The sequence below is a fragment of the Nonomuraea rubra genome (genome assembly GCF_014207985.1).
GTDB classification, from domain to species: Bacteria; Actinomycetota; Actinomycetes; order Streptosporangiales; family Streptosporangiaceae; genus Nonomuraea; species Nonomuraea rubra.
Window position 1 is genome coordinate 11704141 of sequence record NZ_JACHMI010000001.1, and the last position, 21723, is coordinate 11725863.

21 protein-coding genes and 1 tRNA gene are annotated in these 21723 nt (G+C 69.4%); 13 read left to right on the plus strand and 9 right to left on the minus strand.

Annotation, left to right across the window (positions count from 1 at the left end; translation table 11 throughout):
* Positions 1 to 49 precede the first annotated feature (49 nt).
* Positions 50 to 400 (minus strand): hypothetical protein, encoded by a 351-nt coding sequence (locus HD593_RS53550; RefSeq protein WP_185110515.1) that lies wholly within the window; start codon positions 398 to 400, stop codon positions 50 to 52.
* Between the two features lie 516 nt (positions 401 to 916).
* On the opposite strand from HD593_RS53550, the gene HD593_RS53555 reads away from it, so the two are divergent.
* Positions 917 to 1534 carry an LppU/SCO3897 family protein gene (locus HD593_RS53555; protein WP_185110516.1) on the plus strand — a complete coding sequence of 206 codons (618 nt, stop codon included), beginning with the start codon at positions 917 to 919 and terminating at the stop codon, positions 1532 to 1534.
* Between the two features lie 563 nt (positions 1535 to 2097).
* Positions 2098 to 2688 carry an AAA family ATPase gene (locus tag HD593_RS53560; protein WP_221525402.1) on the plus strand — a complete coding sequence of 197 codons (591 nt, stop codon included), beginning with the start codon at positions 2098 to 2100 and terminating at the stop codon, positions 2686 to 2688.
* Between the two features lie 568 nt (positions 2689 to 3256).
* On the opposite strand, the gene HD593_RS53565 is transcribed toward HD593_RS53560, so the two are convergent.
* A tRNA-Gly gene (locus HD593_RS53565) sits at positions 3257 to 3330 on the minus strand.
* 100 nt (positions 3331 to 3430) lie between these two features.
* Here HD593_RS53565 and dcd point away from each other — a divergent pair.
* From dcd to HD593_RS53580, 3 genes are all read left to right on the plus strand, one after another.
* On the plus strand, positions 3431 to 4006 hold the full coding sequence (gene dcd, locus HD593_RS53570) for a dCTP deaminase (RefSeq protein ID WP_185110517.1): 576 nt from the start codon (positions 3431 to 3433) through the stop codon (positions 4004 to 4006).
* A gap of 252 nt (positions 4007 to 4258) precedes the next feature.
* On the plus strand, positions 4259 to 4876 hold the full coding sequence (locus tag HD593_RS53575) for a DUF47 domain-containing protein (RefSeq protein WP_043625094.1): 618 nt from the start codon (positions 4259 to 4261) through the stop codon (positions 4874 to 4876).
* Between the two features lie 9 nt (positions 4877 to 4885).
* Complete coding sequence (locus HD593_RS53580; RefSeq protein ID WP_185110518.1) at positions 4886 to 5893, plus strand: inorganic phosphate transporter; 1008 nt, start codon at positions 4886 to 4888, stop codon at positions 5891 to 5893.
* On the opposite strand, the gene mshD is transcribed toward HD593_RS53580, so the two are convergent.
* Entirely contained in the window at positions 5894 to 6802 is a 909-nt protein-coding gene (gene mshD, locus HD593_RS53585; protein ID WP_312904374.1) for a mycothiol synthase, read from the minus strand.
* A 109-nt stretch (positions 6803 to 6911) separates the two neighbouring features.
* Here mshD and HD593_RS53590 point away from each other — a divergent pair, with 109 nt between their 5' ends.
* On the plus strand, positions 6912 to 8717 hold the full coding sequence (locus HD593_RS53590) for a bifunctional metallophosphatase/5'-nucleotidase (protein ID WP_185110520.1): 1806 nt from the start codon (positions 6912 to 6914) through the stop codon (positions 8715 to 8717).
* Here HD593_RS53590 and HD593_RS53595 read toward each other — a convergent pair.
* Positions 8710 to 9060 carry a nucleoside triphosphate pyrophosphohydrolase family protein gene (locus HD593_RS53595; RefSeq protein WP_185110521.1) on the minus strand — a complete coding sequence of 117 codons (351 nt, stop codon included), beginning with the start codon at positions 9058 to 9060 and terminating at the stop codon, positions 8710 to 8712. The two genes, HD593_RS53590 and HD593_RS53595, sit on opposite strands and share 8 nt — an antisense overlap.
* Positions 9061 to 9083: 23 nt before the next feature.
* Positions 9084 to 10409: a sensor histidine kinase gene (locus tag HD593_RS53600; protein WP_185110522.1), complete on the minus strand. Its 1326-nt coding sequence runs from the start codon at positions 10407 to 10409 to the stop codon at positions 9084 to 9086.
* 226 nt (positions 10410 to 10635) lie between these two features.
* Between HD593_RS53600 and HD593_RS53605 the strand changes: the two genes are divergently transcribed.
* Complete coding sequence (locus tag HD593_RS53605) at positions 10636 to 11616, plus strand: NAD-dependent epimerase/dehydratase family protein (RefSeq protein ID WP_185110523.1); 981 nt, start codon at positions 10636 to 10638, stop codon at positions 11614 to 11616.
* 51 nt (positions 11617 to 11667) lie between these two features.
* Here the strand turns inward: HD593_RS53605 and HD593_RS53610 are convergent, their stop codons facing one another.
* Positions 11668 to 13083, minus strand: a complete 1416-nt coding sequence (locus HD593_RS53610) for an MFS transporter (RefSeq protein ID WP_221525404.1) — start codon at positions 13081 to 13083, stop codon at positions 11668 to 11670.
* Between the two features lie 110 nt (positions 13084 to 13193).
* On the opposite strand from HD593_RS53610, the gene HD593_RS53615 reads away from it, so the two are divergent.
* Entirely contained in the window at positions 13194 to 14648 is a 1455-nt protein-coding gene (locus HD593_RS53615; RefSeq protein WP_185110525.1) for a purine-cytosine permease family protein, read from the plus strand.
* Positions 14648 to 15115 (plus strand): hypothetical protein, encoded by a 468-nt coding sequence (locus HD593_RS53620; protein ID WP_185110526.1) that lies wholly within the window; start codon positions 14648 to 14650, stop codon positions 15113 to 15115. The genes HD593_RS53615 and HD593_RS53620 overlap by 1 nt, the downstream gene beginning before the upstream one ends.
* 5 nt (positions 15116 to 15120) lie before the next feature.
* Here HD593_RS53620 and HD593_RS53625 read toward each other — a convergent pair whose 3' ends face one another.
* On the minus strand, positions 15121 to 16920 hold the full coding sequence (locus HD593_RS53625; RefSeq protein ID WP_185110527.1) for an alkyl/aryl-sulfatase: 1800 nt from the start codon (positions 16918 to 16920) through the stop codon (positions 15121 to 15123).
* 130 nt (positions 16921 to 17050) lie between these two features.
* Between HD593_RS53625 and HD593_RS53630 the strand changes: the two genes are divergently transcribed.
* Together HD593_RS53630 and HD593_RS53635 are read left to right on the plus strand one after the other, a co-directional pair.
* Positions 17051 to 17677 carry an HAD family hydrolase gene (locus HD593_RS53630; protein ID WP_312904375.1) on the plus strand — a complete coding sequence of 209 codons (627 nt, stop codon included), beginning with the start codon at positions 17051 to 17053 and terminating at the stop codon, positions 17675 to 17677.
* A gap of 124 nt (positions 17678 to 17801) precedes the next feature.
* Positions 17802 to 18743 (plus strand): ribose-phosphate diphosphokinase, encoded by a 942-nt coding sequence (locus HD593_RS53635; protein ID WP_185110529.1) that lies wholly within the window; start codon positions 17802 to 17804, stop codon positions 18741 to 18743.
* Here HD593_RS53635 and HD593_RS53640 read toward each other — a convergent pair.
* Positions 18730 to 19545 carry an SDR family NAD(P)-dependent oxidoreductase gene (locus tag HD593_RS53640; protein WP_185110530.1) on the minus strand — a complete coding sequence of 272 codons (816 nt, stop codon included), beginning with the start codon at positions 19543 to 19545 and terminating at the stop codon, positions 18730 to 18732. The two genes, HD593_RS53635 and HD593_RS53640, sit on opposite strands and share 14 nt — an antisense overlap.
* 10 nt (positions 19546 to 19555) lie before the next feature.
* Between HD593_RS53640 and HD593_RS53645 the strand changes: the two genes are divergently transcribed.
* Positions 19556 to 20284 (plus strand): nucleotidyltransferase domain-containing protein, encoded by a 729-nt coding sequence (locus tag HD593_RS53645; RefSeq protein WP_185110531.1) that lies wholly within the window; start codon positions 19556 to 19558, stop codon positions 20282 to 20284.
* A 101-nt stretch (positions 20285 to 20385) separates the two neighbouring features.
* Positions 20386 to 21024 (plus strand): maleylpyruvate isomerase N-terminal domain-containing protein, encoded by a 639-nt coding sequence (locus HD593_RS53650; protein ID WP_185110532.1) that lies wholly within the window; start codon positions 20386 to 20388, stop codon positions 21022 to 21024.
* A gap of 75 nt (positions 21025 to 21099) precedes the next feature.
* On the opposite strand, the gene HD593_RS53655 is transcribed toward HD593_RS53650, so the two are convergent.
* The gene (locus HD593_RS53655) at positions 21100 to 21669 is read right to left on the minus strand and encodes a TetR/AcrR family transcriptional regulator (RefSeq protein ID WP_185110533.1); all 570 of its coding nucleotides are present in this window, start codon (positions 21667 to 21669) and stop codon (positions 21100 to 21102) included.
* Positions 21670 to 21723: the final 54 nt, after the last annotated feature.

Here is a 21723-nt window from a genome sequence, read left to right on the forward strand (position 1 = left end):
GGACTGACCCCTCGTTGCCGCCCTTAACGGCACGCCAATGGCACGACGATCAAGGCTCCGAGCTGGATTCGGCGGCGATGGCGCGGAGCTGCGGATGCTCCTGCGGCCGTGTCCTGGCGGGCGTGATGCGCCTGCTGCTGCTCGCGCAGCGCCCGCAGATCGAGGTGCGCGGTGCCGCACCGGCCGCGCCGACGCCTGCGATCTCGGCCGTTTCCACGGGTTCACCGACCGGCCCGGCCGCTTCGCCCAGGATCTCCTCCACCGTCTCCCGTGTGATCGTCAGCCGTGACAACCGGTCCTGCTCATCCTCCAGCCGTGACGTCAGCGCGGTGATCTGCTCGCGGATCTCCTCAATCCGCTGCCGGACCGTAGCCTCACGCCGTGCCAGCTCCTCCAGCAACGAGCACACCGTCACCACCGCCTCACCGTCTGCACTCACAGTAGAAGGCGTTCCCGGACTAAACAGTCACGACACAAAAGCCCAGCTCAGGCACTCACTGAGAAAGAGCTACACCCAAATGATATTGCGGGACTCTGTGAGATCGCGTAGATCATTTCTGTTGGAGACATGCGGCCGACACGCCGAGGAGCACAGCGATGCACCTTCAACGCCAGCCCATCGTCGGGCCCGGAATTGCCTCTGGTATAGCTGGAACCTCAGTTGGTCATCGGAACGTTTGATTGAGCAATAAGTGATCATGAGAGGAGCTCCTGCATGTCGACACCCCCCGGAGGTCAGTCGTCGCAGCCGGAAAAGTCCGTACTGCGCGGAGGTGACAGCGGGCAATTTCCTGAGACCTGGACAGCACCTACGCCATATCCCGTCCGTCGTAGACGGCTTCGCCCTCCAGCAATCGCGCTCATCGTAGTTGGGATTGCCGTTCTGGTCGCAGGATCTCTGCTCGCCGTCAGCGCCGTGCTCCGCCAAGTCACGCGCACCGTCGTCTCGGTTGAGATGCCGGACCGGTCGGGCATACCAAAGAACGCCAAAGCCGGCGACTGCCTAAAGGCCGGCAAGAACACAGAGCACGAGGTCGTCGCCTGTACAGACCCAGATTCAATCCAGAGGATCACACATGTCTTCACCGACATGACCATGGCCGCCTTTGACGCCAGAATGGCCAACGGCGGCGACGTCTGCCCCGAAGGCGAGAGGACTATCGCCTATTCAGAAGGAGATGACAATGCCAAGGCGACCGTTTACTGCCTAGCATGGGCCGCTACCGCGGCAGCAAGTCAGCACGCCAGAGCGGAAGCCGACGAGGTTAGTTCCCCAGCAGTCGACTTCTACCAAACCGCTAAGGTCAACGACTGCGTTACCGGCGGCAGCTACACGGACTACAAGGTGGTTCCGTGCGCTGACGCAACTGCTGCATGGAAGATCACTAAGAAGACTGTCGCAACCCGTGCAAAGTTGGATTCCGAGTCGCCGGACAACAGTCGATGCGCCCGGAATGAGATCATGGTTAGCCACTGGAGTAGCGAACATCCAGAGGCGCAAGCCAACGTGTTTTGTCTAGTCCGCACACGATGACCTCTTCAGCGGACATGAGGCGTGGACGACCTGGCTTTCAGTCTGAGAGCGGGTAACGGGAATCGAACCCGCCTGTCAGCTTGGGAACTGCATCGATCACGGCCCATTAGGCGCTGAGCTGGGCGGAGAGCCGGTCCTGGGTGACCGTGGTTGACCCCTCGTCACCCTCTTAATGGCCCGCTAACGGTCCCCGGCGATCAGCCCGCGACCTGGTGTTTCTCGCGCGACGAGCGCACCCTGCCCGCCTGATCATCCCGTCTGCCGTCGACCCGCCCGAAGGGGAAGCGGGCCAGGGCTAGGGGTACCAGATGGAGCGCCCCACCGAACGAACGATCTGATACCCGTAGCCCTGGTCTGCTCGGCTTTTCCCGGGTCGATGGCGAGCAAGATGATCAGGCTTCCACCTCAGCCACAACAGCCCATCTACCCGGCACTGCGGGTCATCCCGGAGCCGGAGCGCCCCCGCCTGAGGCTTGTCTGTGTTGTCACTCATGCGTATGACTCACGCTGTTCGACGAGGAAATATGGTTGCTGGAGCCGGGCGAGTTGTCTAGGTTGCCACGGTGGGTGAGGTTGCGGAGTTGAACGGTCCTGCTCTGTTGTGCATTGTTGGGCCTCCAGCGGTTGGCAAGATGACGGTCGCCTATGAGATCGCACAGCTGACCGGGATGAAGGTCTTTCACAACCATTTGGCCATCGAGCCGGTGCTGCGGTTTTTCGAGTTCGGCAGCGAGCCTTACGTGCGTCTCGTTGGCGAGTTCAGACGACGGGTCTTTGAGGAGGTGGCCGCTAGCGATCTGGCTGGTCTGATCTTCACGTTCGTGTGGGCGTTCGACGTTCCTGAGGACGAGGCAGAGCTGGAGCGTTACGCTGCTCCCTTCCGTAACAGGGAAGGACGGGTCTTCTACCTGGAGCTGTCCGCGAGCCAGGAGGTGCGTCTGGAGCGAAACAAGGGAGAGCTTCGCCTGGCTGAGAAGCCGTCGAAACGTGATCTCGACTGGTCGCGGCAAAACCTCCTGGAGATGGACGCCAAGTACCAGCTGAACTCGAATGGCGCGTTCAAGGATCGGGCCGACTACTTGCAGATCGACAATACCGAGCTGTCGGCGGCCGCAGTCGCGCAGCTAGCCATCAACCACTTCGGTCTGAGATAGCGGTTACGGGTATGGACTGCTCGGCTTGGAGATCGTGGGACTGGGCGGCTTCATCTGTCCATGAGCAGCCCGAGCATGGCGACTGCATGTCTGACGTGCTCAAGCAGATGATTGGCTGAGGCTGCGGTGTGCCGCGTTGATTGCGGTCAGCAGTTCGCGGGCTGAGGCGTCGCGCTTGCCGGTGAGGGCGTTCTCTACTCCGGCCAGTTGTTGGAAGGCCCAGCGGGATTCGGTGCGCTGGGCGGTTTCCAGGGCCAGGCGTCCGCTGGTGATGCCTTCGTTGAGGTCGCCAATGCGAAGCTGGGCGGCGGCGATCTTCTTGTGGTCGGTCTCGTGGGAGAGGGCATTGAGGGCGGCTGGCCTTCGTCGATGACGCGGCGTTCGTCGCCGAGGTTGACGTATGTCGAGAGGCGGTTAGCGGCCATCCGGCCCGGGTCCAAGAACCGGGTCCAAGCTGAGGAGGCCCTGAAGCCCGAGGAACCCGAGCCGGACGAGCAAGATCCAGACGGATCGGGCACGTAACGGGCGCGGAAGATCGAAAAGAACCCTAGAAACGATCAAGCCAGTTTGGAGCGGGTGACGGGAATCGAACCCGCGCTGTCAGCTTGGGAAGCTGATGTTCTGCCATTGAACTACACCCGCGCACACCCCGAAGGTTGCGCCCCCCACTGTAGCGGAAACTTGCCCCGCAACAGCAATCCCAGCCCCACACTCTTCCGACCAGACCGGTAAGTTGCTCACCGTGTTGCTATCTGACCGTGACATCCTCGCTGCGATCGACGCCGGCCGCCTGGGCATCGACCCGTTCGACCCGGAGATGATCCAGCCGTCCAGCATCGACGTACGGCTCGACCGCTTCTTCCGGGTGTTCGAGAACCACCGGTACCCGCACATCGACCCGTCCGTCGAGCAGCCGGATCTCACGCGGATGGTGGAGCCCCAGGGGGACGAGCCGTTCATCCTCCACCCGGGTGAGTTCGTGCTGGCCTCCACGTACGAGGTCGTGAGCCTGCCCGACGATCTGGCTTCGCGGCTGGAGGGGAAGAGCTCGCTGGGGCGGCTGGGGTTGCTGACGCATTCGACGGCCGGGTTCATCGATCCGGGGTTCAGCGGGCATGTGACGCTGGAGTTGTCGAACGTGGCGACGTTGCCGATCAAGTTGTGGCCCGGGATGAAGATCGGGCAGCTGTGCGTGTTCAGGCTGAGCTCTCCGGCCGAGCACCCATACGGGTCCAGCAAGTACGGGTCCCGCTACCAGGGGCAGCGCGGCCCGACCCCGTCCCGGTCGTTCCGGAACTTCCACCGGACCAAGATCTGAACAAGATGAACACTAGGTGAACATATAGAGAACGTACGGAGGACTTCACCCGCCTCACCCCGCCCCGGTGAGGCGTTAGGGACGGCCCCAAACTAGGCGCGAGCAGCGAAAAACCGCCTAAAACTACGCGGTTCTGCGGTGTTGCACAACATACGGGGGGTAGCCAGTAGGCGAAGGGGACATGAAGTTCGCATTTCGCCTGGTAAGCCATACCCTCTTCCACGGACCATCCCCGCACATCTGGAGAACGACGTGCGTCTGCGTCTCACGCCACGTGAGGACAGCTACTACGACCTGTTCGCCGACTCGGCGAACAACCTGGTCACAGCATCCCGCCTGCTGGTAGAGATCATCAGCGACGGCTCGGACAGGGAAGCCCTGGCCGAGAAGATGCGCGCCTGCGAGCACGCCGGTGACGAACGCACCCATGCGATCATGAACCGGCTCAATGAGAGCTTCATCACTCCGTTCGACCGCGAGGACATCTACCGGCTGGCCTCGAACCTCGACGACGTGATGGACGCCATGGAGGCCGCCTCCGACCTCATCGTCCTCTACCAGCTCGACCACCTCCCCAAGGACGTCGTACGCCAGGTGGAGGTGCTGGAGCGGGCCGCCGAGCTGACCGCCGAGGCGATGCCGCGCCTGCGGTCGATGAAGAACCTCAACGAGTACTGGATCGAGGTCAACCGCCTGGAGAACCAGGGCGACCAGGTCTACAGGAGGCTGCTGGCCAAGCTGTTCAGCGGTGAGTACGACGCTCTCACCGTCATGAAGATGAAGGAGGTCGTCGACGCCTTGGAGGAGGCGGCCGACGCCTTCGAGCACGTGGCCAACACCGTCGAGTCGATCGCGGTCAAGGAAAGCTAGGCCCAGACAGTGGACCTCACGCTCGGCCTCGTCATCGGCGTAGTCGTCATCGCCCTGGTGTTCGACTACACCAACGGCTTCCACGACGCGGCGAATGCGATCGCCACCTCCGTCTCGACCCGGGCCCTGACCCCCAGGGCCGCGCTGTTCATGGCCGCGGCCATGAACTTCATCGGCGCCCACCTGGGCACCCAGGTCGCCCAGACGGTTGGCAAGGGCATCATCGACGCTCCGAACGGCTCACATGGCCTGGTCATCGTGGCCGCCGGGCTGATCGGCGCGATCACGTGGAACCTGATCACCTGGTACTTCGGGCTGCCCTCCTCCTCCAGTCACGCCCTCATCGGCGGTCTGGTGGGCTCCGCGCTGGCCTCGGCCAGCGTGGTGCACTGGGACGGCGTCCTGGAGAAGGTGGTCATCCCGATGATCCTGTCACCGCTGGTCGGGTTCTCCCTGGCCGCGTTGATCATGATCGCAATATACTGGATCTTCCGCAACAGCCAGCCGGGCCGCACCAACCGCGGCTTCCGCTACGCGCAGACCGTCTCGGCCGCCGCCATGGCGCTCGGGCACGGCCTCCAGGACGCGCAGAAGACGATGGGCGTCATCTTCCTGGCGCTCACCGTCGGCGGGTTCGCCCAGCCCACGGATCCCATCCCGCAGTGGGTCATCCTCGCCGCGGCGGGGGCGATCTCGCTCGGGACGTACGCGGGCGGCTGGCGCATCATGCGTACGCTGGGGCGGCGCATCATCGCGCTGGACCCGCCCCAGGGGTTCGCCGCGGAGTCGGCGGCGGCGACCGTCCTGTACGGGGCCGCCATCGGGTTCGGGGCGCCCATCTCCACCACGCACACGATCACCTCGGCGATCATGGGCGTGGGGGCCACCAAGCGGCTCAGTGCCGTGCGGTGGGGCGTCGCGGGGAACATCGTGACCGCCTGGATCCTGACCATCCCCGCCGCCGCACTCGTGGCGGCCGTGTCCTACTTCGTCCTGCACGCCATCGTCGAGGGGTGACTACGCGGGGGCGTACATCACGTCCACGTCCCATCGGTTGAACCCGAGCGACTCGTACACCCTGATCGCCGCCGTGTTGGTCTCGTCCACGTACAGCATCGCCTGGGCGAGACCACGGGCCCGCAGGTGGACCAGGCCGGCCACGGTGAGCGACCGGCCGAGGCCGGCGCCCTGCTGGGTGGGGTCCACGCCGACCACGTACACCTCGCCCAGCGGCTCGTGGCCGTGCTCGGACGAGCCGTGGATCTTCGTCCAGTGGAAGCCGGCCAGCCGGTCGCCGCGGAAGGCGAGGAAGAAGCCCTCGGGGTCGAACCAGGGCTCCTGCTCGCGCCGCAGCAGGTCGTCCATCGTCCACGCGCCCTGCTCGGGGTGGTGGGCGAAGGCGGCGGCGTTCACCTTGAGCCACGCCTCCTCGTCCTGCCCGGGCACGAACGTGCGCAGCGTCACGCCGTCCGGGAGCGGGTAGGGCGCCAGCGGGGCGAACAGGGAGCGGCGCATCTGCCAGAGCGAGCGCACCCGCTCGAAGCCGAAGGACGCGGCCAGCGCCCCGGCGCCCGCGTGGTCGCCGTGCGCCCACAGCCGCACGGTGCCTCCGGTCAGCTCCAGCACGGCTCGCAGCAGCCGCGCGCCGTGCCCCCGGCGCCGATGGGACGGGTGGATGACCAGCTCCACGCTCGGCCCCTCGACCTCGTCGGTGGGGTCCACGTGCGCGTAGCCGGCCAGCGTGCCGTCGTCCGTCCACAGCAGCAACGACCGAGCGCGCGGGTCACCTCCGTAGCGCAGATGGAGCATCACGTGCTCGTTGAGCGGGCGGACGCCGTCCGCCTCGGTGGCCTTCTCTACGACGCCCAGCACCTCGGCGACGTCACGGTCGCCGAGCCGTTCCTTGATCTCCACGTGCGCACCCACAGACCGAACTCTAGGCGTACCCCTGGCGAACAGTGCCATCAGGTACTCCTGACAATCGTTACCTTTTGCGACATTTGTTACATAGCATCACGCCGTAACGTTTCCTGTCATGACGTCACGCACCCTCCTCCGGCTGATCTCGGCCGGAGCCGCGGCCGCGGCCGGGATCGCCCTCGCCGTGGCACCCGCCCTCGCCTCGACCGGTCCCCATGACGACCGCGGCAGCCATGGCAGCAGGACCGTCCCGGTCCGCCTGCTCAGCATCAACGACCTGCACGGCAACCTGGAGCCCCCGTCCGGCTCCTCCAGCCGCATCCTCGACCCCGACGGGCCCCTGGTCGACGCGGACGGCACCCTGACCGGCATCGCCGGCGGCAGGTACTCGATCGCCGGTGGCGTCGCCTACCTGGCGACGCACATCAAGCAGGCGCAGAACAGGAACACGCTGCTCGTGGCGGCCGGTGACCTGATCGGCGCGTCGCCGCTGATCTCCGCCGCCTACCACGACGAGCCCACGCTGGAGGTGCTCGGCTCCCTCGGGCTGGACACCACGTCGGCGGGCAACCACGAGTTCGACGAGGGCTACGCCGAGCTGCGGCGCCTCATGAACGGCGGCTGCCACCCCGTGGACGGCTGCTCGCCCGCGGGCGAGTGGCAGGGCACCGGCTTCGACTTCCTGGCCGCCAACGTGCTGAAGGAAGGCACGGACCAGTACGCGCTGCCGCCCTACCACGTCAAGACGATCAACGGCGTGAAGGTCGGCTTCATCGGCCTGGTCACCGCGACGACGCCGACCATCGTCACCGCGGAGGGCATCAAGGGCCTGCAGTTCACCGAGGAGGTCGCCGCGGCGAACAGGGCCTCGGCCTACCTGGCGCGCAAGGGGGTCAAGGCGCAGGTCGTGCTGGTGCACGAGGGCGACTCGATCACCCCGAACCAGAGCCCGGACGCCTGCTCGGTGAACACCGCGAACGCGGGCTCGCGCATCGCCAGGGAGCTGAACCCGCAGATCGACCTGGTCATCAGCGGCCACTCGCACCAGGCCTACATCTGCAAGACCGCCGACCCCGCGGGCCAGGACCGCTACTACACGCAGGGGTCGTCGTTCGGCCGGGTGCTCACCCAGATCGACCTGCAGATCGACAAGCGCACCAGGGACGTGATCCGGTCCTCGGTGAAGGCGGACAACAAGGTCGTCACGCGGACGGTCACCCCTGACCCGCAGGTCGAGGCGCAGGTCCAGACGTGGAAGACGCGCAGCGCCGAGGTCGCCGACCGCAAGCTCGGCACCATCACCGCCGACATCTCCAACGTGGTCAACAACACCTCCGCCGCGACGACGAAGCCGGAGACGCCGCTCGGCGACCTCATCGCCGACTCCCAGCTCGAAGCCGCCAAGGCGGGCGGGGCGGAGATCGCGCTGATGAACCCCGGCGGCATCCGCACGTCGCTGACGTACGCGCAGAAGGGCTCCGAGGGCGACGGCGTCGTCACCTACGGCGAGGCGTTCGAGGTCCAGCCGTTCAGCAACATCGTGCAGGTGCGGACGTACACGGGCGCGCAGCTCAAGGCCCTGCTGGAGCAGCAGGTCTGGACGCCCAACCCGGCCACGGGCGCGATCTCGCACCGCATCCTGCAGGTGTCGTCGTCGCTCACGTACACGTTCGACACGACCAAGCCCGTGGGCTCGCGCGTGTCCGACATCAAGCTGAACGGGACGCCGGTCACGGACACCCAGTCCATCAAGATCGCCGCCAACAACTTCCTCATGGGCGGCGGTGACGGCTTCTCCGTGTTCACGCAGAGCAGTGACACCTGGAGCGGCCCGATCGACCTGGACGCGTTCACGGCCTACCTGAGCGCCCGCTCGCCCATCAGCCCGTCCCCCGCCGACCGGATCACCTTCGTCAAGTGATCTCCCCGGGCCCGTCTCCGCCGGAGGCGGGCCCTTCCCGGCGTCTCCACGCCAGCCACTTCCGCGTGATCTCGTCCTCCAGGTCCACTCCGTGATGGCGGGCCATGAGCAGCACGTGGCACACCACGTCGGCCAGCTCCGCCCGGAAGTCGGCGTCGAGCTCCGCCCCGGTGCGCCCCTTCGTCCTGGCCCTGCCGGTGAGCATGAGGAACGCCTGCGTCAGCTCGCCGACCTCCTCCTGCAGCTTGAGCAGGAACCACGTGTCGTCACGCTCGATGCCCAGGTGATCGGCGTAGCGCCGCGAGATGGACTCGATCTCCTCGGAGAGCGCGCGCAGGTCCATGCCGCCGAGTCTAGGCCCCCTGGTCAGGTACGGTGCAGCGGCAGGACGGCGACGAACCGGGCGCCGGGCGCGTGGTCGGCGACCGTCAGCGTGCCGCCGTGGGCCACGGCGATCTCCCTCGACAACGGCAGGCCGAGGCCGCTGCCGCTCTTGTCCTTGGCCCTGGAGCTCTCCAGCCGGGTGAACCGCTCGAAGACCCGCTCCCTGTCCTCCGGCGCGATGCCGTCGCCGTCGTCGGTGACCGTCACCACCACCTGGTCTCCCCGTACCGTCACCTCGACGTCGATCCTGGACGCGGTGTGGCGGGCGGCGTTGTCGAGCAGGTTCGTCAGGAGGCGGTCGAGCTGCACGGGCGAGCCGAGGACCGGGGCGGCCGCGCAGGCGTGCAGGAAGATCGGCGCCCGGCCGCCCTCCCGGCGGCGGATCTGCTCCTCGGCCACCAGGCACAGGTCCACCACCCGGCGCGGCGTGACCGCGCCCGCGTCGAGCTTGGCCAGCATCAGCAGCTCGTCGATGATGCCCGTGAGCCGGTCGGCGGCGGCCAGCGCCCGCGCGCCCGTGGCCGGCCAGTCCGTCTCGTCGGGGTAGCTGTTGGCCACCTCCAGCTGGGCGCGCAGCGCGGAGATGGGGCTGCGCAACTCGTGCGAGGCGTCGGCGACGAACCGCCGCTGGGTCTCGGCCGAGCGCTCCAGGCGGTCGAGCGTGTGGTTGGTGGTCTCGGCCAGGTCGGCGATCTCGTCGCCGGTGGGAGGCACGGGGACGCGCCTGCTCAGGTCCTGGCCGGTGATCTCGGCCAGCTCCGCGCGTACGCGCTCGACCGGCCGCAGCGCGTAGCTGACCACGGCCCACGTGAGGAGCGCGACGATGACCAGGACGAGCGGCGTGCCGAGGTAGACCATCAGGTGGATCCACATCAGCGCCGTGTCGACGTCGGCCAGCGAGGAGGCCCCCTGCACGGTCACGAGCCCCCGCGGCGAGCGCACCGTCATGGCCATCAGCAGGTGGTGGCTCCTGGGCTCCTCGGGGTGGCGCGCCAGGTCCAGCTCCATGGTCTCCACCGTCTCCGGCCTGGCCGGCCTGAACGCGGTGACCCGCGCGTCCTGCGGGAAGGACGTGCTGCTCGCGAGCACCTCGCCGGTCGGGGAGAGCACGCGGAGAAGCTGGACGCGGGCCGGCGTCTTCAGCTCCCTGGGCAGGGTTCCCGCCTGGGCCTCGCTCGCCACCCGGCGCACGGCCAGCTCCACCCTGGCGTGGACGGTCCCGTACAGGTTCTCCGGCACCGTGGCCAGGGTGAGAGCCGACGCGCCGATGAAGACGACGGCGGCCACCAGGGTCGCGGCCGTGGTCATCCGCGCGCGGATCGAGCGCGGGACGAGCCTCCGGAACGAGTGCGTAAGGAGCCGGCTTGCCAATCCCCCACCCTGCCTTCCTGCGATCACTGTCTGTGACATTTACCCGCGGATGACGTGCGCAACATGATCGACGGATACTCTCCGTACACGTTTCGCTCGCGGCGATTCCGCTGAGGGCGTGCGTGCCTTCCGGCCGGGCGGCGTCGCGGGCAGGGTGGGTGCCATGAAGGTACTGGTGCTGGGCGGTACGGGGTTCGTGGGCCGGGTCGTCATCGACGAGGCGCTGGCGCGGGGCTGGGAGGTGACGGCGTTCAACCGGGGCAGCCAGGAGCCGCCCGCGGGGGTGACGGCGTTACGCGGTGACCGATCGGCGCCGGGCGGCCTGGCGGCGCTGGAGCGCGGCGAGTGGGACGTCGTGGTCGACACGTGGTCGTGGGCGCCCTCGGCCGTCAGGGACTCCGCCGCGCTGCTGGCCGGCCGGGCCGGCTCCTACGTGTACGTCTCCAGCAGGTCGGCCTACGCCGAGCCGGTGCCGTTCGGGGCCGACGAGAGCGCGCCCCTGGTGGCGGCCTCGCCCGACGACGGCGACGGCCCCTACGCGAACAACAAGGCGGGCGGCGAGCTGGGGGCCGTGGCCGCGTTCGGCGACCGGGCGCTGCTGGCCAGGGCGGGCCTGATCATCGGGCCGCACGAGAACGTGGGGCGGCTGCCGTGGTGGCTGACCAGGATCGCGCGTGGCGGCCCCGTGGTCGCGCCCGGTCCGGCGGACCGGGGCCTGCAGTACATCGACGCCCGCGACCTGGCCGGGTGGTGCCTGGAGGCGGGGGCGCGGGGCGTCGGCGGGGCGTTCAACGTGGTGGGGCCGCCCGGAGGCACGACGATGGGCGAGCTGCTCCAGACGTGCGTGAAGGTGACCGGCTCCGACGCCGAGCTGCGCTGGATCGAGGAGGATCGGCTGCTGGCGGCCGGGGCCGAGCCGTGGGTCGGGCTGCCGTTCTGGCTGGTGGGCGCCGACTACGACTTCATGCACGGCGGTGACGTCGGCAAGGCGGTGGCGGCCGGGCTGCGCCTGCGCCCGGTCGCGGAGACGGTGGCCGACACGTGGGCGTGGCTGCGCGGCCTCGGCGGGAAGGCACCCCAGCGGGCGGACCGGCCGCTCAAGGGCCTCGACCCGGAGCTGGAGGCCCGGATCCTGGCGTCATGATCCCGGCCTCATGATCCTGGCGTCATGATCCCGACGTCGTGACCCTGGCGATCATGAGGTTGCGTCGGCGTGCCGCAGGTCGCGGTGGGTGCGTACGAGGTCGTACAGGGCGGCTGCCAGGGCGATGCACACCGACGACACCACCACGACCAGCCCGTGCCGGAAGGCCGTCGGCCAGCCCTCGCCCAGCGAGCCGAAGAACGTCGTCCCGGCCGCCGCGATGCCGATGGCCGACCCGAGGCGCTGCCCCGTCTGCAGCACCCCGGCGGCGCTCCCGCCGCCGGAGGGCGGCACCTCCGACAGCGTGATGGCCTGGTTGGGCGAGATGACCAGCCCGCTGCCCATGCCCGCCACCAGCAGCGGCAGCGCGGTCGCCAGGCCCGCGCCCGCGGCCGGCACCAGCGCGGTGGCGCCCATGGTGGCCAGCAGCCCGACGATCACCATGGTCAGCCCGATGGCGACCAGCCGCCGCCCCATCCTGGACACCAGGTGCCCACCGACCATGGCGGCCGAGGCCGAGCCGAGCGCGAACGGCGTGATCGCCAGCCCGGCCAGCAGCGGGCTGTAGCCGTGGCCGCTCTGCAGGTACAGCGTGAAGATGAAGAAGATGCCGGTGAAGCCGGCGAAGTAGAACAGCGCGATGGCCGAGCCCAGGCTGTACGAGCGCTTGCGGAACAGCTCCAGCTTCACCAGCGGCTCGCGCCGGTAGAACCGCTCCCACGTCACGAACCCGGCCAGCACCACCAGCGCGCCCGGCACGAGCAGCCACTTGGCCGGCCCCTCCCACTGGTGCCGCTGGATGAACGGCAGCAGCAGCCCGGCCACCCCGATCCCGAGCAGCAGCACGCCCACCGGGTCCATGCTCTCCGGCCGCCTGTGCACGAGCTGCGGGCGCGGCAGCAGTCGCCAGGCCAGCGGGAGCAGCACGAGCCCGATGGGCAGGTTCACCAGGAACACCCACCGCCAGCCGTGGTCGGCCCCGAACACGGTCACCAGCGCGCCGCCGATCAGCGGCCCCGCGGCCGTGGACACGCCGATGGTGGCGCCGAGCGCGCCGAAGGCGCGGCCCCGCTCGTACCCGTGGAACATCTGCTGGATCAGCCCCGAGACCTGCGGGTTCAGCATCCCGGCCGCCATGCCCTGCACGAGGCGGGCCGCGATCAGCACGTTCATGCTCCAGGCGAAGCCGCAGAACGCGCTGGAGAGCGTGAAGAGGGCCACGGCCCACAGGAAGATCGTCCTGCGGCTCCTGGCGTCGCCGAGCCGGCCGGCGGGGACCAGGAGCAGGCCGAACGTCAGCGCGTAGCCGGACAGGGTCCACTGCAGGCCGTCGTCCGTGGCGTGCAGCCCCTCGCGGATGGAGGGCAGGGCGACGTTGACGATGCTCACGTCCAGCCCGGTCATGAACGCGGAGACCAGGCAGACGGCCAGCGCGCGCCTGCGCGTGTCGGTTCCGGACTCCCCCATCACCCCGCACATGCTTCCCTTGAGGCCCTGAAATATCGCCTATCAGCCGTTTCTTTGCTCGTCACCGGAGAAAGGTTCGTTTCTCGGCCAAGGATGGGTAACGTCCGATCATGGGCACGATGGCGGTCGAGCAGAACGGCATCAACGCGATCCCCGAGGGGGAGCGGCGCGGCAGGCCGAGGGACCTGTTCTGGCCCTGGGCGGGCAGCAACCTGTCGCTGTTCGGGGTCGCCTTCGGCGTGTACGTCGTGGGGCTGGGGCTGGGCGTGGTGCCGGCGATCATCACCGGTGCGGCGGGGTACGCGCTGTCGTTCCTGCTGGTCGGCCTGGTCGCCGTCGGCGGCGCCAGGTCGGGGGTGCCGACGATGACGCTGGGCCGGGCGCCGTTCGGCTTCCAGGGCAACAAGCTGCCCACGCTCTTCTCGTACGTCTCCAACGTCGGCTGGGAGATCGTGCTCGTCACGCTGGCGGCGCAGAGCGGCGCGGAGATCATCCGGCGGCTCGGGCCCGGCCTCCCGGAGTCGGGGCAGCTGGAGGCCGGCGTGCCGCCCACGGCGGCCACGGCCGTCTGCTTCGCCGTCGCGGCGGTCGTGGTGATCGCGGTCGGCGTGTACGGCCACGCGATGATCATGGTGGTCCAGCGCTACCTGACCTACGCGTTCATCGTGCTGACCGTCGTCTACCTGATCCTCATGGTGCCCAGGCTCGGCACCGGCTCGCTGGAGAGCACGTCGGGCGCGGGCGGCTGGGTGGGCGGGGTCATCTTCGCCATGACGCTGCTGGGCCTGGGCTGGGTCAACTGCGGCGCCGACTACTCCCGCTACCTGCCCGCGAGCTCCAGGCCGCGCTCGGTGGCCCTGTGGACGACGCTCGGGGGCGCGCTGCCGCCCCTGGTGCTGCTCGTGTTCGGAGTGATGCTCGTCGGCGGCGATCCCACGCTGGCCGAGGCGGCGGGGGCCAACCCGGTGGCGGCGCTGGCGGGGGCGTTGCCGACCTGGTTCCTGGTGCCGTACCTGCTGACCGCCGTCGGCGGCTTCCTGGCCGGCGCGATCATGGACATCTACTCGTCGGGGCTGTCGATGCTGGCGCTGGGCGTGCCCATCAGGCGGCACTACGCGGTGCTGATCGACGGGCTGCTCATGGTGCTCGGCGGTTACTACCTGCTGTTCGTCTCCACCAGCTTCCTGGCCACGTTCCAGGCGTTCCTGGCGATCGTCGGCGTCGTGATGGCGGCCTGGGTCGCGATCTTCCTGGTGGACATGTGGCGGCTGCGGGCCGGCGGGCGGGCCTACGACGAGCGGCTGCTGCGAGCCGGCGCGCCCGCGTTCAACTGGCCGGGCCTGGTGTCGCTGGTCGTGGCGTCGGTCGTGGGGCTGGGGCTGATCACCTCCGCGGACCCGAACATCGCCAGGGTCGTCGGCTTCCTGATGAGCGACGAGCTGAGGGCGGGCACGTTCGGGACGGCGAACATCGGCGTGGTGATCGCGCTCGTGCTGGCCGGGCTGCTGTACTTCCTGATCGCCTCTGTCGCGCGGCCCCGCCGGAGGATTACTCTTAGTGATTGATGACTGACGTCCCGTTGCGACTGCTGAGCTGGGCGGTGCATGTCACGGCCTTCGGGCTGCTGGCGATCGCCGTGGTGGGTGCGCTGCGCGAGGATCGCCCCGGCCCGGCGGCGGGGGGCGTGCTGCTCGGCCTGCTGTACGCCGCCGGCCCCGCGGTGCAGGCCAGGGCGGTCGCCGGGCCGGCGTGGCTGGGGCTGGTGACCGGCGGGTGGGCCGTGCTGGCCGTGCTGGCGCCGCCGTTCGTGTGGGTGGCCTTCCCGCTGCTGTTCGCGTACCTGCACGTGTTGCCGCTGTGGGGCGCGATGTTCGGCGTGACGGTGCTGACGTCGGCGGCGGTCGTGGCGGCGGCCTGGCACGCGGGCGAGCTGACCACGCCGCTGCTGGTCGGCCCCGGGGTCGCGGCGGCCGTGGTGACGCTGCTCGCGCTCGCCTGCAAGGCGCTGCGCGCGGAGGCCGACCGGGAGTGACGGGGTCAGGCCGTCACGATGGCGAAGTCCGGCACCGGGCGGTCGAGCACCGACACCAGCCGCTGCAGCACCGTCGTGTCCCCCTCGCGCCGCACGCCCTCCACGCCCTTGCCCGTCAGCAGGCCGACGAGCTGCGCCTTGGTCAGCCGCAGCGTGAGGTCCGCGGCGCCGTCGCGCGGGGCGGGCTGCTGGATGAAGGCGCCGTTCGACAGCGTCGTACGGTAGCGCTCCCCCAGGTCGGTCAGGTGCCAGTCGATGGACAGCCGCTCGTGCCAGGCCCGCGGCCCGTCCACGCGGACGGCGATGGAGTCGAAGATCTGCTCCACGGTCAGGGCGGCGAAGAAGTCGGGCGAGGCGCTGTCCATGGCGGCGGGCACGATGCCGTCGGCCAGCTCCAGCGCGCCCATCAGGTAGCAGTTGCGCCAGGTGGCGTTCTCGGCGCCGTGGCCGAGCCGGGTGTAGACCTCGGCCAGCAGGTCGCGGGCCTCCTTGTTGCCCTCGTCGGCGAAGACCGCGTGGTTGAGCAGCTGGGCGGCGAAGCGCAGGTCGTTCTCGTCGATGTAGCGCCTGGCGAACGCGACCACGGCCGCCCCGCCGCCCAGACACTCGACGTACCGGATCGCGCTCTCCCGCGGCGGGTGCTCCCACAGATGCGCCGGGTTGCCGTCGAACCAGCCCAGGTAGCGCTGGTAGACGGCCTTGACGTTGTGCACGAGCGAGCCGGAGTAGCCGTGCGTGTGCCAGGCCTGCTCCAGCTCGGGCGGGAGCTGCACGGTCTCGGCGATCTCAGCCGCGGTCAGGCCCTTGTTGAGCAGGCGCAGGGTCTGGTCGTGCAGGTAGGAGTACAGGTCGCGCTGCTGGCTGAGGAAGCGCTCCACGCGCTCGGCGCCCCAGGTGGGCCAGTGGTGCGAGGCGAACGCGACGTCGGCGCGGCCGGCGAACAGGGTGATGGCCTCGGTCAGGTACCTGGCCCAGGCCCGCACGTCACGGACGGCGGCGCCGCGCAGCGGCAGGAGCGTGTGCTGGTTGTGGGTGGCGTTCTCGGCCATGCAGAGGGCGCGGCGGTCGACGAGCAGGAAGTTCATCGCGGCCAGGGCCTCGGCGCCGGGGGTGAGCTGGAAGACCATCCTGACCCCGTCGACCGTCTCCTCCTGGCCCGTGCGGGCGATCTCGTCCGTGGGCGGGATGAGCGACATGGTGCCCGTCGAGGCGGTCATGCCGAGCCCGGCCCCGATCTGGCCGCGCGGGGAGCGGGGCAGGGCGCGGCCGTACATGTAGACGGCGCGGCGGGTCATGGCGGGGCCGGCGTAGAAGTTCTCGGCCGCCGCGTGCCGCATGAAGCCGGCGGGGGCCAGGATCGGCACGCCGCCGCCGGTGACGCCGCGTACGCCGCCGAAGTGGTCGGCGTGGGCGTGGGTGTAGATCACGCCGGTGACGGGGCGGTCGCCGCGGTGGGCGCGGTACAGCTTGAGCGCGGCGGCGGCGCACTCGGTGGAGATGAGCGGATCGACGACGATGACGCCGCGCTCGCCCTCGATCAGGCTCATGTTCGACAGGTCCAGGCCCCGGACCTGGTAGACGCCGTCCGTGACCTCGTACAGGCCCTGTTTGGAGCAGAGCTGGCTCTGCCTCCAGAGGCTGGGATGGGCGGTGTCGGGGCAGTCCTCCTGGAGGAAGTCGTAGGTGTCGTTGTCCCAGACGACCCTGCCGTCGACCGTTCTGATCACCGCGGGGCTCAGTTTGGCGAGGAAACCGCGGTCGGCGTCCTCGAAGTCGGCCCTGTCGTGGAAGGGAAGGTCTGCCATGCTCAGCCGCATGCCCCCCTTTCCCGGCAAATAGCTCAATAAAGGCCCTAAATAGGATGAATCTCCGACAAGTCCATGTGGTTGGCTTGGTCCTGAGCTGATCGTCCAGGGGGAGCCAATGGAAGCGTGCGTGTTCGACCTCGATGGCGTGCTGGTGTACAGCGAGCCGGTCTGGGAGGAGGTGCGCCGGGCGTTCGTCGCCGAGCACGGCGGCACCTGGCAGCCGGACACGCAGTCCAGGCTGATGGGCATGAGCACCGGCGAGTGGGCCGCGTACCTGCACGAGCTCGGCGTCGGGCTGCCGCCGGACGAGATCGCCCGCGGGGTCGTCGAGCAGATGGCCGGGCGTTACCGGGACGAGGTGCCGCTGATGCCCGGGGCCGTCGAGGTGGTGCGGCGGGTGGCGGGGCGGGTCACGCTGGGGCTGGCCAGCTCGTCCCCGCGCCGGCTCATCGACGTGGTGCTGGACGCGGCCGGTCTGGAGGAGTGCTTCGCGGCCACCGTCTCCACCGAGGAGGTGCCGCGCGGCAAGCCGGCGCCCGACGGGTACCTGGAGGCGGCCCGACGGATCGGGGTGGACCCGCATGGCTGCGTGGCGGTCGAGGACTCCAGCAACGGGCTGCGGTCCGCGTACGCGGCCGGGATGCGGGTGATCGCCGTGCCGCACCCCCGCTACCCGCCCGCGCCCGACGCGCTCGCCCTGGCCTGGCGCGTCCTGCCCGGCCTGGACGCGCTGACGTCCGAACTGGTCGTCTGAACTGGTCGTCTGAACTGGGCGCCTGGACTGGCCGCCTGGACTGGCCGCCTGAAACGCCTGAGGCGCGCTGGACCAGGGGCGGGTCTCGTGGAACGTCGGCACCTCTGGCTACCATGTGGGAATCGTGCGAGACATCACGGTTTTTTCTGGCAGCGCCCACCCCGACCTGGCCGAGGAGATCTGCGCCCACCTGGGCACACCTCTGCACCCCGTTCAGATCAACCGCTTCGCCAACGACGTGCTCGAAGTGCAGCTCCAGGCCAACTGTCGCGAGCGCGACGTGTTCCTCATCCAGCCGCTCGTGCCGCCCGTGCAGGAGCACCTCGTCGAGCTGCTGCTCATGCTCGACGCCGCCCGCGGCGCCTCCGCCGCCAGGACCACCGTGGTGATGCCTCACTACGCCTACGCCAGAAGTGACAAGAAGGACGCTCCGCGCATCTCGATCGGCGCGCGCCTGGTCGCCGACCTGCTGGTGGCCGCGGGCGCCAGCAGGGTGCTGGCGATGACGCTGCACTCGCCGCAGGTGCACGGCTTCTTCAGCGTCCCCGTCGACCACCTGCACGCGCTGCGCGAGCTGGCCGCGTACTTCCGCCAGTACGACCTGTCCAACACGGTCGTCGTCTCCCCCGACCTCGGCAACGCCAAGGAGGCCGCCCACTTCGCCCGCCTGCTCGGCACCGGGGTCGCGATGGGCGCCAAGCAGCGCTTCAGCGACGACCGCGTCGTGATCAGCTCGGTGATCGGCGAGGTGGCGGGCAAGGACGTCATCATCCTGGACGACGAGATCGCCAAGGGCAGCACCGTCATCGAGCTGCTCGACCGGCTGCGCGAGCGCGACGTGCGGTCCGTACGGGTGGCGTGCACGCACGGCCTGTTCTCCGGCGGCGCCATCGAGCGGCTCAGCGCGTTCCCCGAGGTCCAGGAGATCGTCTGCACCAACACCGTCCCGCCACCGGCCAAGCCCGGCGACAAGCTCACCGTGCTGTCGATCGCGTCCGCGCTGTCCGAGGCCATGCGGCGGATCCACTACGGCGAGTCGGTGAGCGCCCTGTTCAGTACATCCTGAGAGTCTGCCCCGTCACCCGCCGCCCCTGGTGCGAGGCCAGGAACGTGATCACCTCGGCCACGTCCTCCGGCTGCGCGATCTCCTTGAGCACCGCGCTCCCGGCGACCGCCCTGGCCACCTCGTCGTTGATCCAGCCGGTGTCGGTGACGGGCGGGTAGACCATGTTGGCCGTGATGCCGTAGCGGCCCAGCTCGTGGGCGGCCGACATGGTGTAGTTCTCCTGGGCCGCCTTCGCCGCGCCGTACGAGACCTCCGTCGGGAAGCCGTCGGATCCGCCGGAGGTCAGGCCGATGATGCGGCCCCAGGTCGCGCCGCGAGCCACGTGCCGCCGGGCGAACTCGGAGATCAGCAGCGCGGGCGCCCGCGCGTCCACGGCGAACTGCCTGTCGTGCGTCTGCACGTCCACGATCCGCAGCGGGCGGCCGAAGGCGTCGCGCTCGGTGGGCGTGAAGGTGTCGCTGAGCCAGCCGCTGGCGTTGTTGACCAGGATCTCCACCGGCCCGAACGCCTTCTCGGCCAGGTCGAACAGCCGTTCCGGAGTCTCGGGGTCGGACAGGTCGGCCTCGGCGGCCTGCGCGGTGCCGCCCGCCTCGCGGATACGCTGGACGACGTCGTCGGCGGTGCCCGCCCTGACCCGGTCGTAGGTGTCCGGATAGGCGGGTTCATTCAGGGGCGCGAGCCGTTTGTACGTCAGGAACACGGCCGCCCCCTCGGCCGCCAGCGCGGTCGCCGTCGCCGCACCGATGCCGTGATTGGCACCTGTGATCAGCGCAACCTTTCCTGTCAGCCGTGTATCGATCATAGTTGCCATCATGCACGCAGCCACCGAACGACTGCTACGGCATTTTCTCGAGAGCATCGAGCCGGCCGTCCCCCTGGTCGCGCTCTGGGCGCACGGCTCGCTCGCGGCGGGCGACTACCAAGAGGGACGCAGTGACCTCGACCTGATCGCGGTGCTCGACTCGCCGGCCACGATGGGCGACTGGCGGCGGATCAAGGCCGTGCACCGCAGGCTCCGCCTGCCGCTGGCGGAGCGGCTGCACTGCTCGTACATGTCCAGGCAGGAGCTGGACGACCACGCGGCCGAGCACATCACGTGGGCGCACAGCCAGATCTTCCGTCGGCCGGTCAGCGCGGTCACCCGGCGCGAGCTGCACGCCGGCGCCAGGGTGCTGTACGGCCCGCCGCCCGCCGGCCTGCTGCCGCCGGTGTCGGACGACGAGCTGACCCGCTACGTCCGTACGGACCTGCGGGACTTCTGGCTGGTCAAGGCGCAGGAACGGCGGCGCTGGCTACAAGACGTCTGGGTCGACCTGGGCATGGTGACGGTGGCCAGGGCCACCGTCACGTTGCGGGACGGGCGACTGATCAGCAAGCTGGAGGCGCTGGACGTGCTCGCCGAGCTGGGAGCGCCGGAGCCGGTGGTCGCCGACATCCGCGCCCGCCGCTACGGCACGCCGGCGCCGGTGCTGAGCCGGTTCAGGCGGGGGCGCCTGGCCCGGGCGTTCGTCAGGTCGGCGATCAGGCGGGCGCTGGCCTGAGATGAATCCCATCTCACCAGGAAGAATGGCGATGCGCCGGTGGTTTGTTACGTGCGTAGTGTTAGCGCCAATCACCACCTGAAACCTGGGAAGGGCGGCAAATGGGGGAGAGCAGGCAGTCCTATCTGGCAGCCGCGGCGTCGGCGGTGTCGCTCCTGCGCGATCCGGCCGTGGCGGCATCGTGGGACAAGCCGAGCGCGCTGATGGAGTTCAGCGTCGCGGGGCTGGCCGGGCATCTGGCACACCAGCTCGTCAGGGTCGGCGACGTGCTGGTGCCCAACGGGCTGGCCGGGGAGCCCGTCACGCTCATCGAGCACTACTCGCGCTCGCCGTGGGTGCAGGCGGGGCTCGACCACGAGAGCAACCTCAGCGTCCGGCGCGGCGGCGAGGCGGCCGCGGCGGCCGGCCCCGCGGTGCTGGTCGAGCGGGCGCAGGCGCTGTACGAGATGCAGAGCGCCGCGCTGGCCGGCGAGCCGGCCGACCGGGTCGTACACCTGCCGTGGTCCGGCTGGTCGCTGCGGCTGGACGACTTCCTGCTCACCCGGCTCGTGGAGCTGGTCGTGCATTCCGACGACCTGGCGGCCAGCGTGGGGGTGGAGACTCCCGAGCTGCCCACCTCGGTGATCGATCCGGTGGTGGAGCTGCTGGCCCGGCTGGCCGTGCACCGCCACGGGCCCACGGCGGTCATCCGCACGCTGAGCAGGGCCGAGCGGGCCCCGGCCACGATCAGCGCCTTCTGACCTCGATCAGCGCCTTCCGGCCTAGATCAGCGCCTTCTGGCCCCGATCAGCGCCCTCCAGCCTCGGTCAGCGCGGTCAGTCCACGATCATGCGCAGGGCCGCGACCACCTCGCGGCCCGACAGCGCGCTGTCCGGGTCGAGCAGCCACTGCGACAGGAACCCGGTCAGCATGGCCTGGTAGACCGTGCCCGTGAGCCGCTCGCGTTCGGGATCGGTGCCCAGCGTGATCCCCTCGAACAGCTCGGCGAGCCCCAGCCGCGCCTCCCCGATGGCCCGGGCGAGCTGCTCCCGCAGCTCCGGCGCGGCGTGGTCGATCTGCCCGAGCAGCTCGAACTGCGTCACCCACAGCGGACGCAGCTTCTCGAACGACTCCACCACCCGGTCCCACGCCGCCTCGAACCGCTCCAGCGGCGTGGCGTCCGCCCGCACGTCGGCCGACAGGGTCGCCGCCAGCTCGTCGCCCCACTCCTGCATCACCACGAACAGCGCCTCGTTCATCAGCGCTTCCTTCGACCTGAAGTGGTATCCGATGCCCGCCAGGCTAACTCCGGAAGCGGTCGCGATGTCGCGCGCGGTCGTGCGCGAGTAGCCCTTCTCGATCAGGCACCGCTTCGCCCCCGCCAGCAGATCTTCCCTGTTTCCCATGCCCAGAGGCTAACACACCCGTGCTAGACAAGCGTCTGAGACGTCTGTACTGTC

What these genes read in the sequence shown, in the direction of transcription:
- HD593_RS53620 (WP_185110526.1), top strand. Translation starts at nt 14,648, where the DNA reads ATGACTGACGTCCCGTTGCGACTGCTGAGCTGGGCGGTGCATGTCACG.
- HD593_RS53590 (WP_185110520.1), top strand. Translation starts at nt 6,912, where the DNA reads ATGACGTCACGCACCCTCCTCCGGCTGATCTCGGCCGGAGCCGCGGCC.
- HD593_RS53615 (WP_185110525.1), top strand. Translation starts at nt 13,194, where the DNA reads ATGGGCACGATGGCGGTCGAGCAGAACGGCATCAACGCGATCCCCGAG.
- HD593_RS53610 (WP_221525404.1), bottom strand. Translation starts at nt 13,083, where the DNA reads ATGGGGGAGTCCGGAACCGACACGCGCAGGCGCGCGCTGGCCGTCTGC.
- HD593_RS53645 (WP_185110531.1), top strand. Translation starts at nt 19,556, where the DNA reads ATGCACGCAGCCACCGAACGACTGCTACGGCATTTTCTCGAGAGCATC.
- HD593_RS53595 (WP_185110521.1), bottom strand. Translation starts at nt 9,060, where the DNA reads ATGGACCTGCGCGCGCTCTCCGAGGAGATCGAGTCCATCTCGCGGCGC.
- HD593_RS53605 (WP_185110523.1), top strand. Translation starts at nt 10,636, where the DNA reads ATGAAGGTACTGGTGCTGGGCGGTACGGGGTTCGTGGGCCGGGTCGTC.
- HD593_RS53600 (WP_185110522.1), bottom strand. Translation starts at nt 10,409, where the DNA reads ATGACCACGGCCGCGACCCTGGTGGCCGCCGTCGTCTTCATCGGCGCG.
- HD593_RS53640 (WP_185110530.1), bottom strand. Translation starts at nt 19,545, where the DNA reads ATGATCGATACACGGCTGACAGGAAAGGTTGCGCTGATCACAGGTGCC.
- HD593_RS53655 (WP_185110533.1), bottom strand. Translation starts at nt 21,669, where the DNA reads ATGGGAAACAGGGAAGATCTGCTGGCGGGGGCGAAGCGGTGCCTGATC.
- HD593_RS53650 (WP_185110532.1), top strand. Translation starts at nt 20,386, where the DNA reads ATGGGGGAGAGCAGGCAGTCCTATCTGGCAGCCGCGGCGTCGGCGGTG.
- HD593_RS53625 (WP_185110527.1), bottom strand. Translation starts at nt 16,920, where the DNA reads ATGGCAGACCTTCCCTTCCACGACAGGGCCGACTTCGAGGACGCCGAC.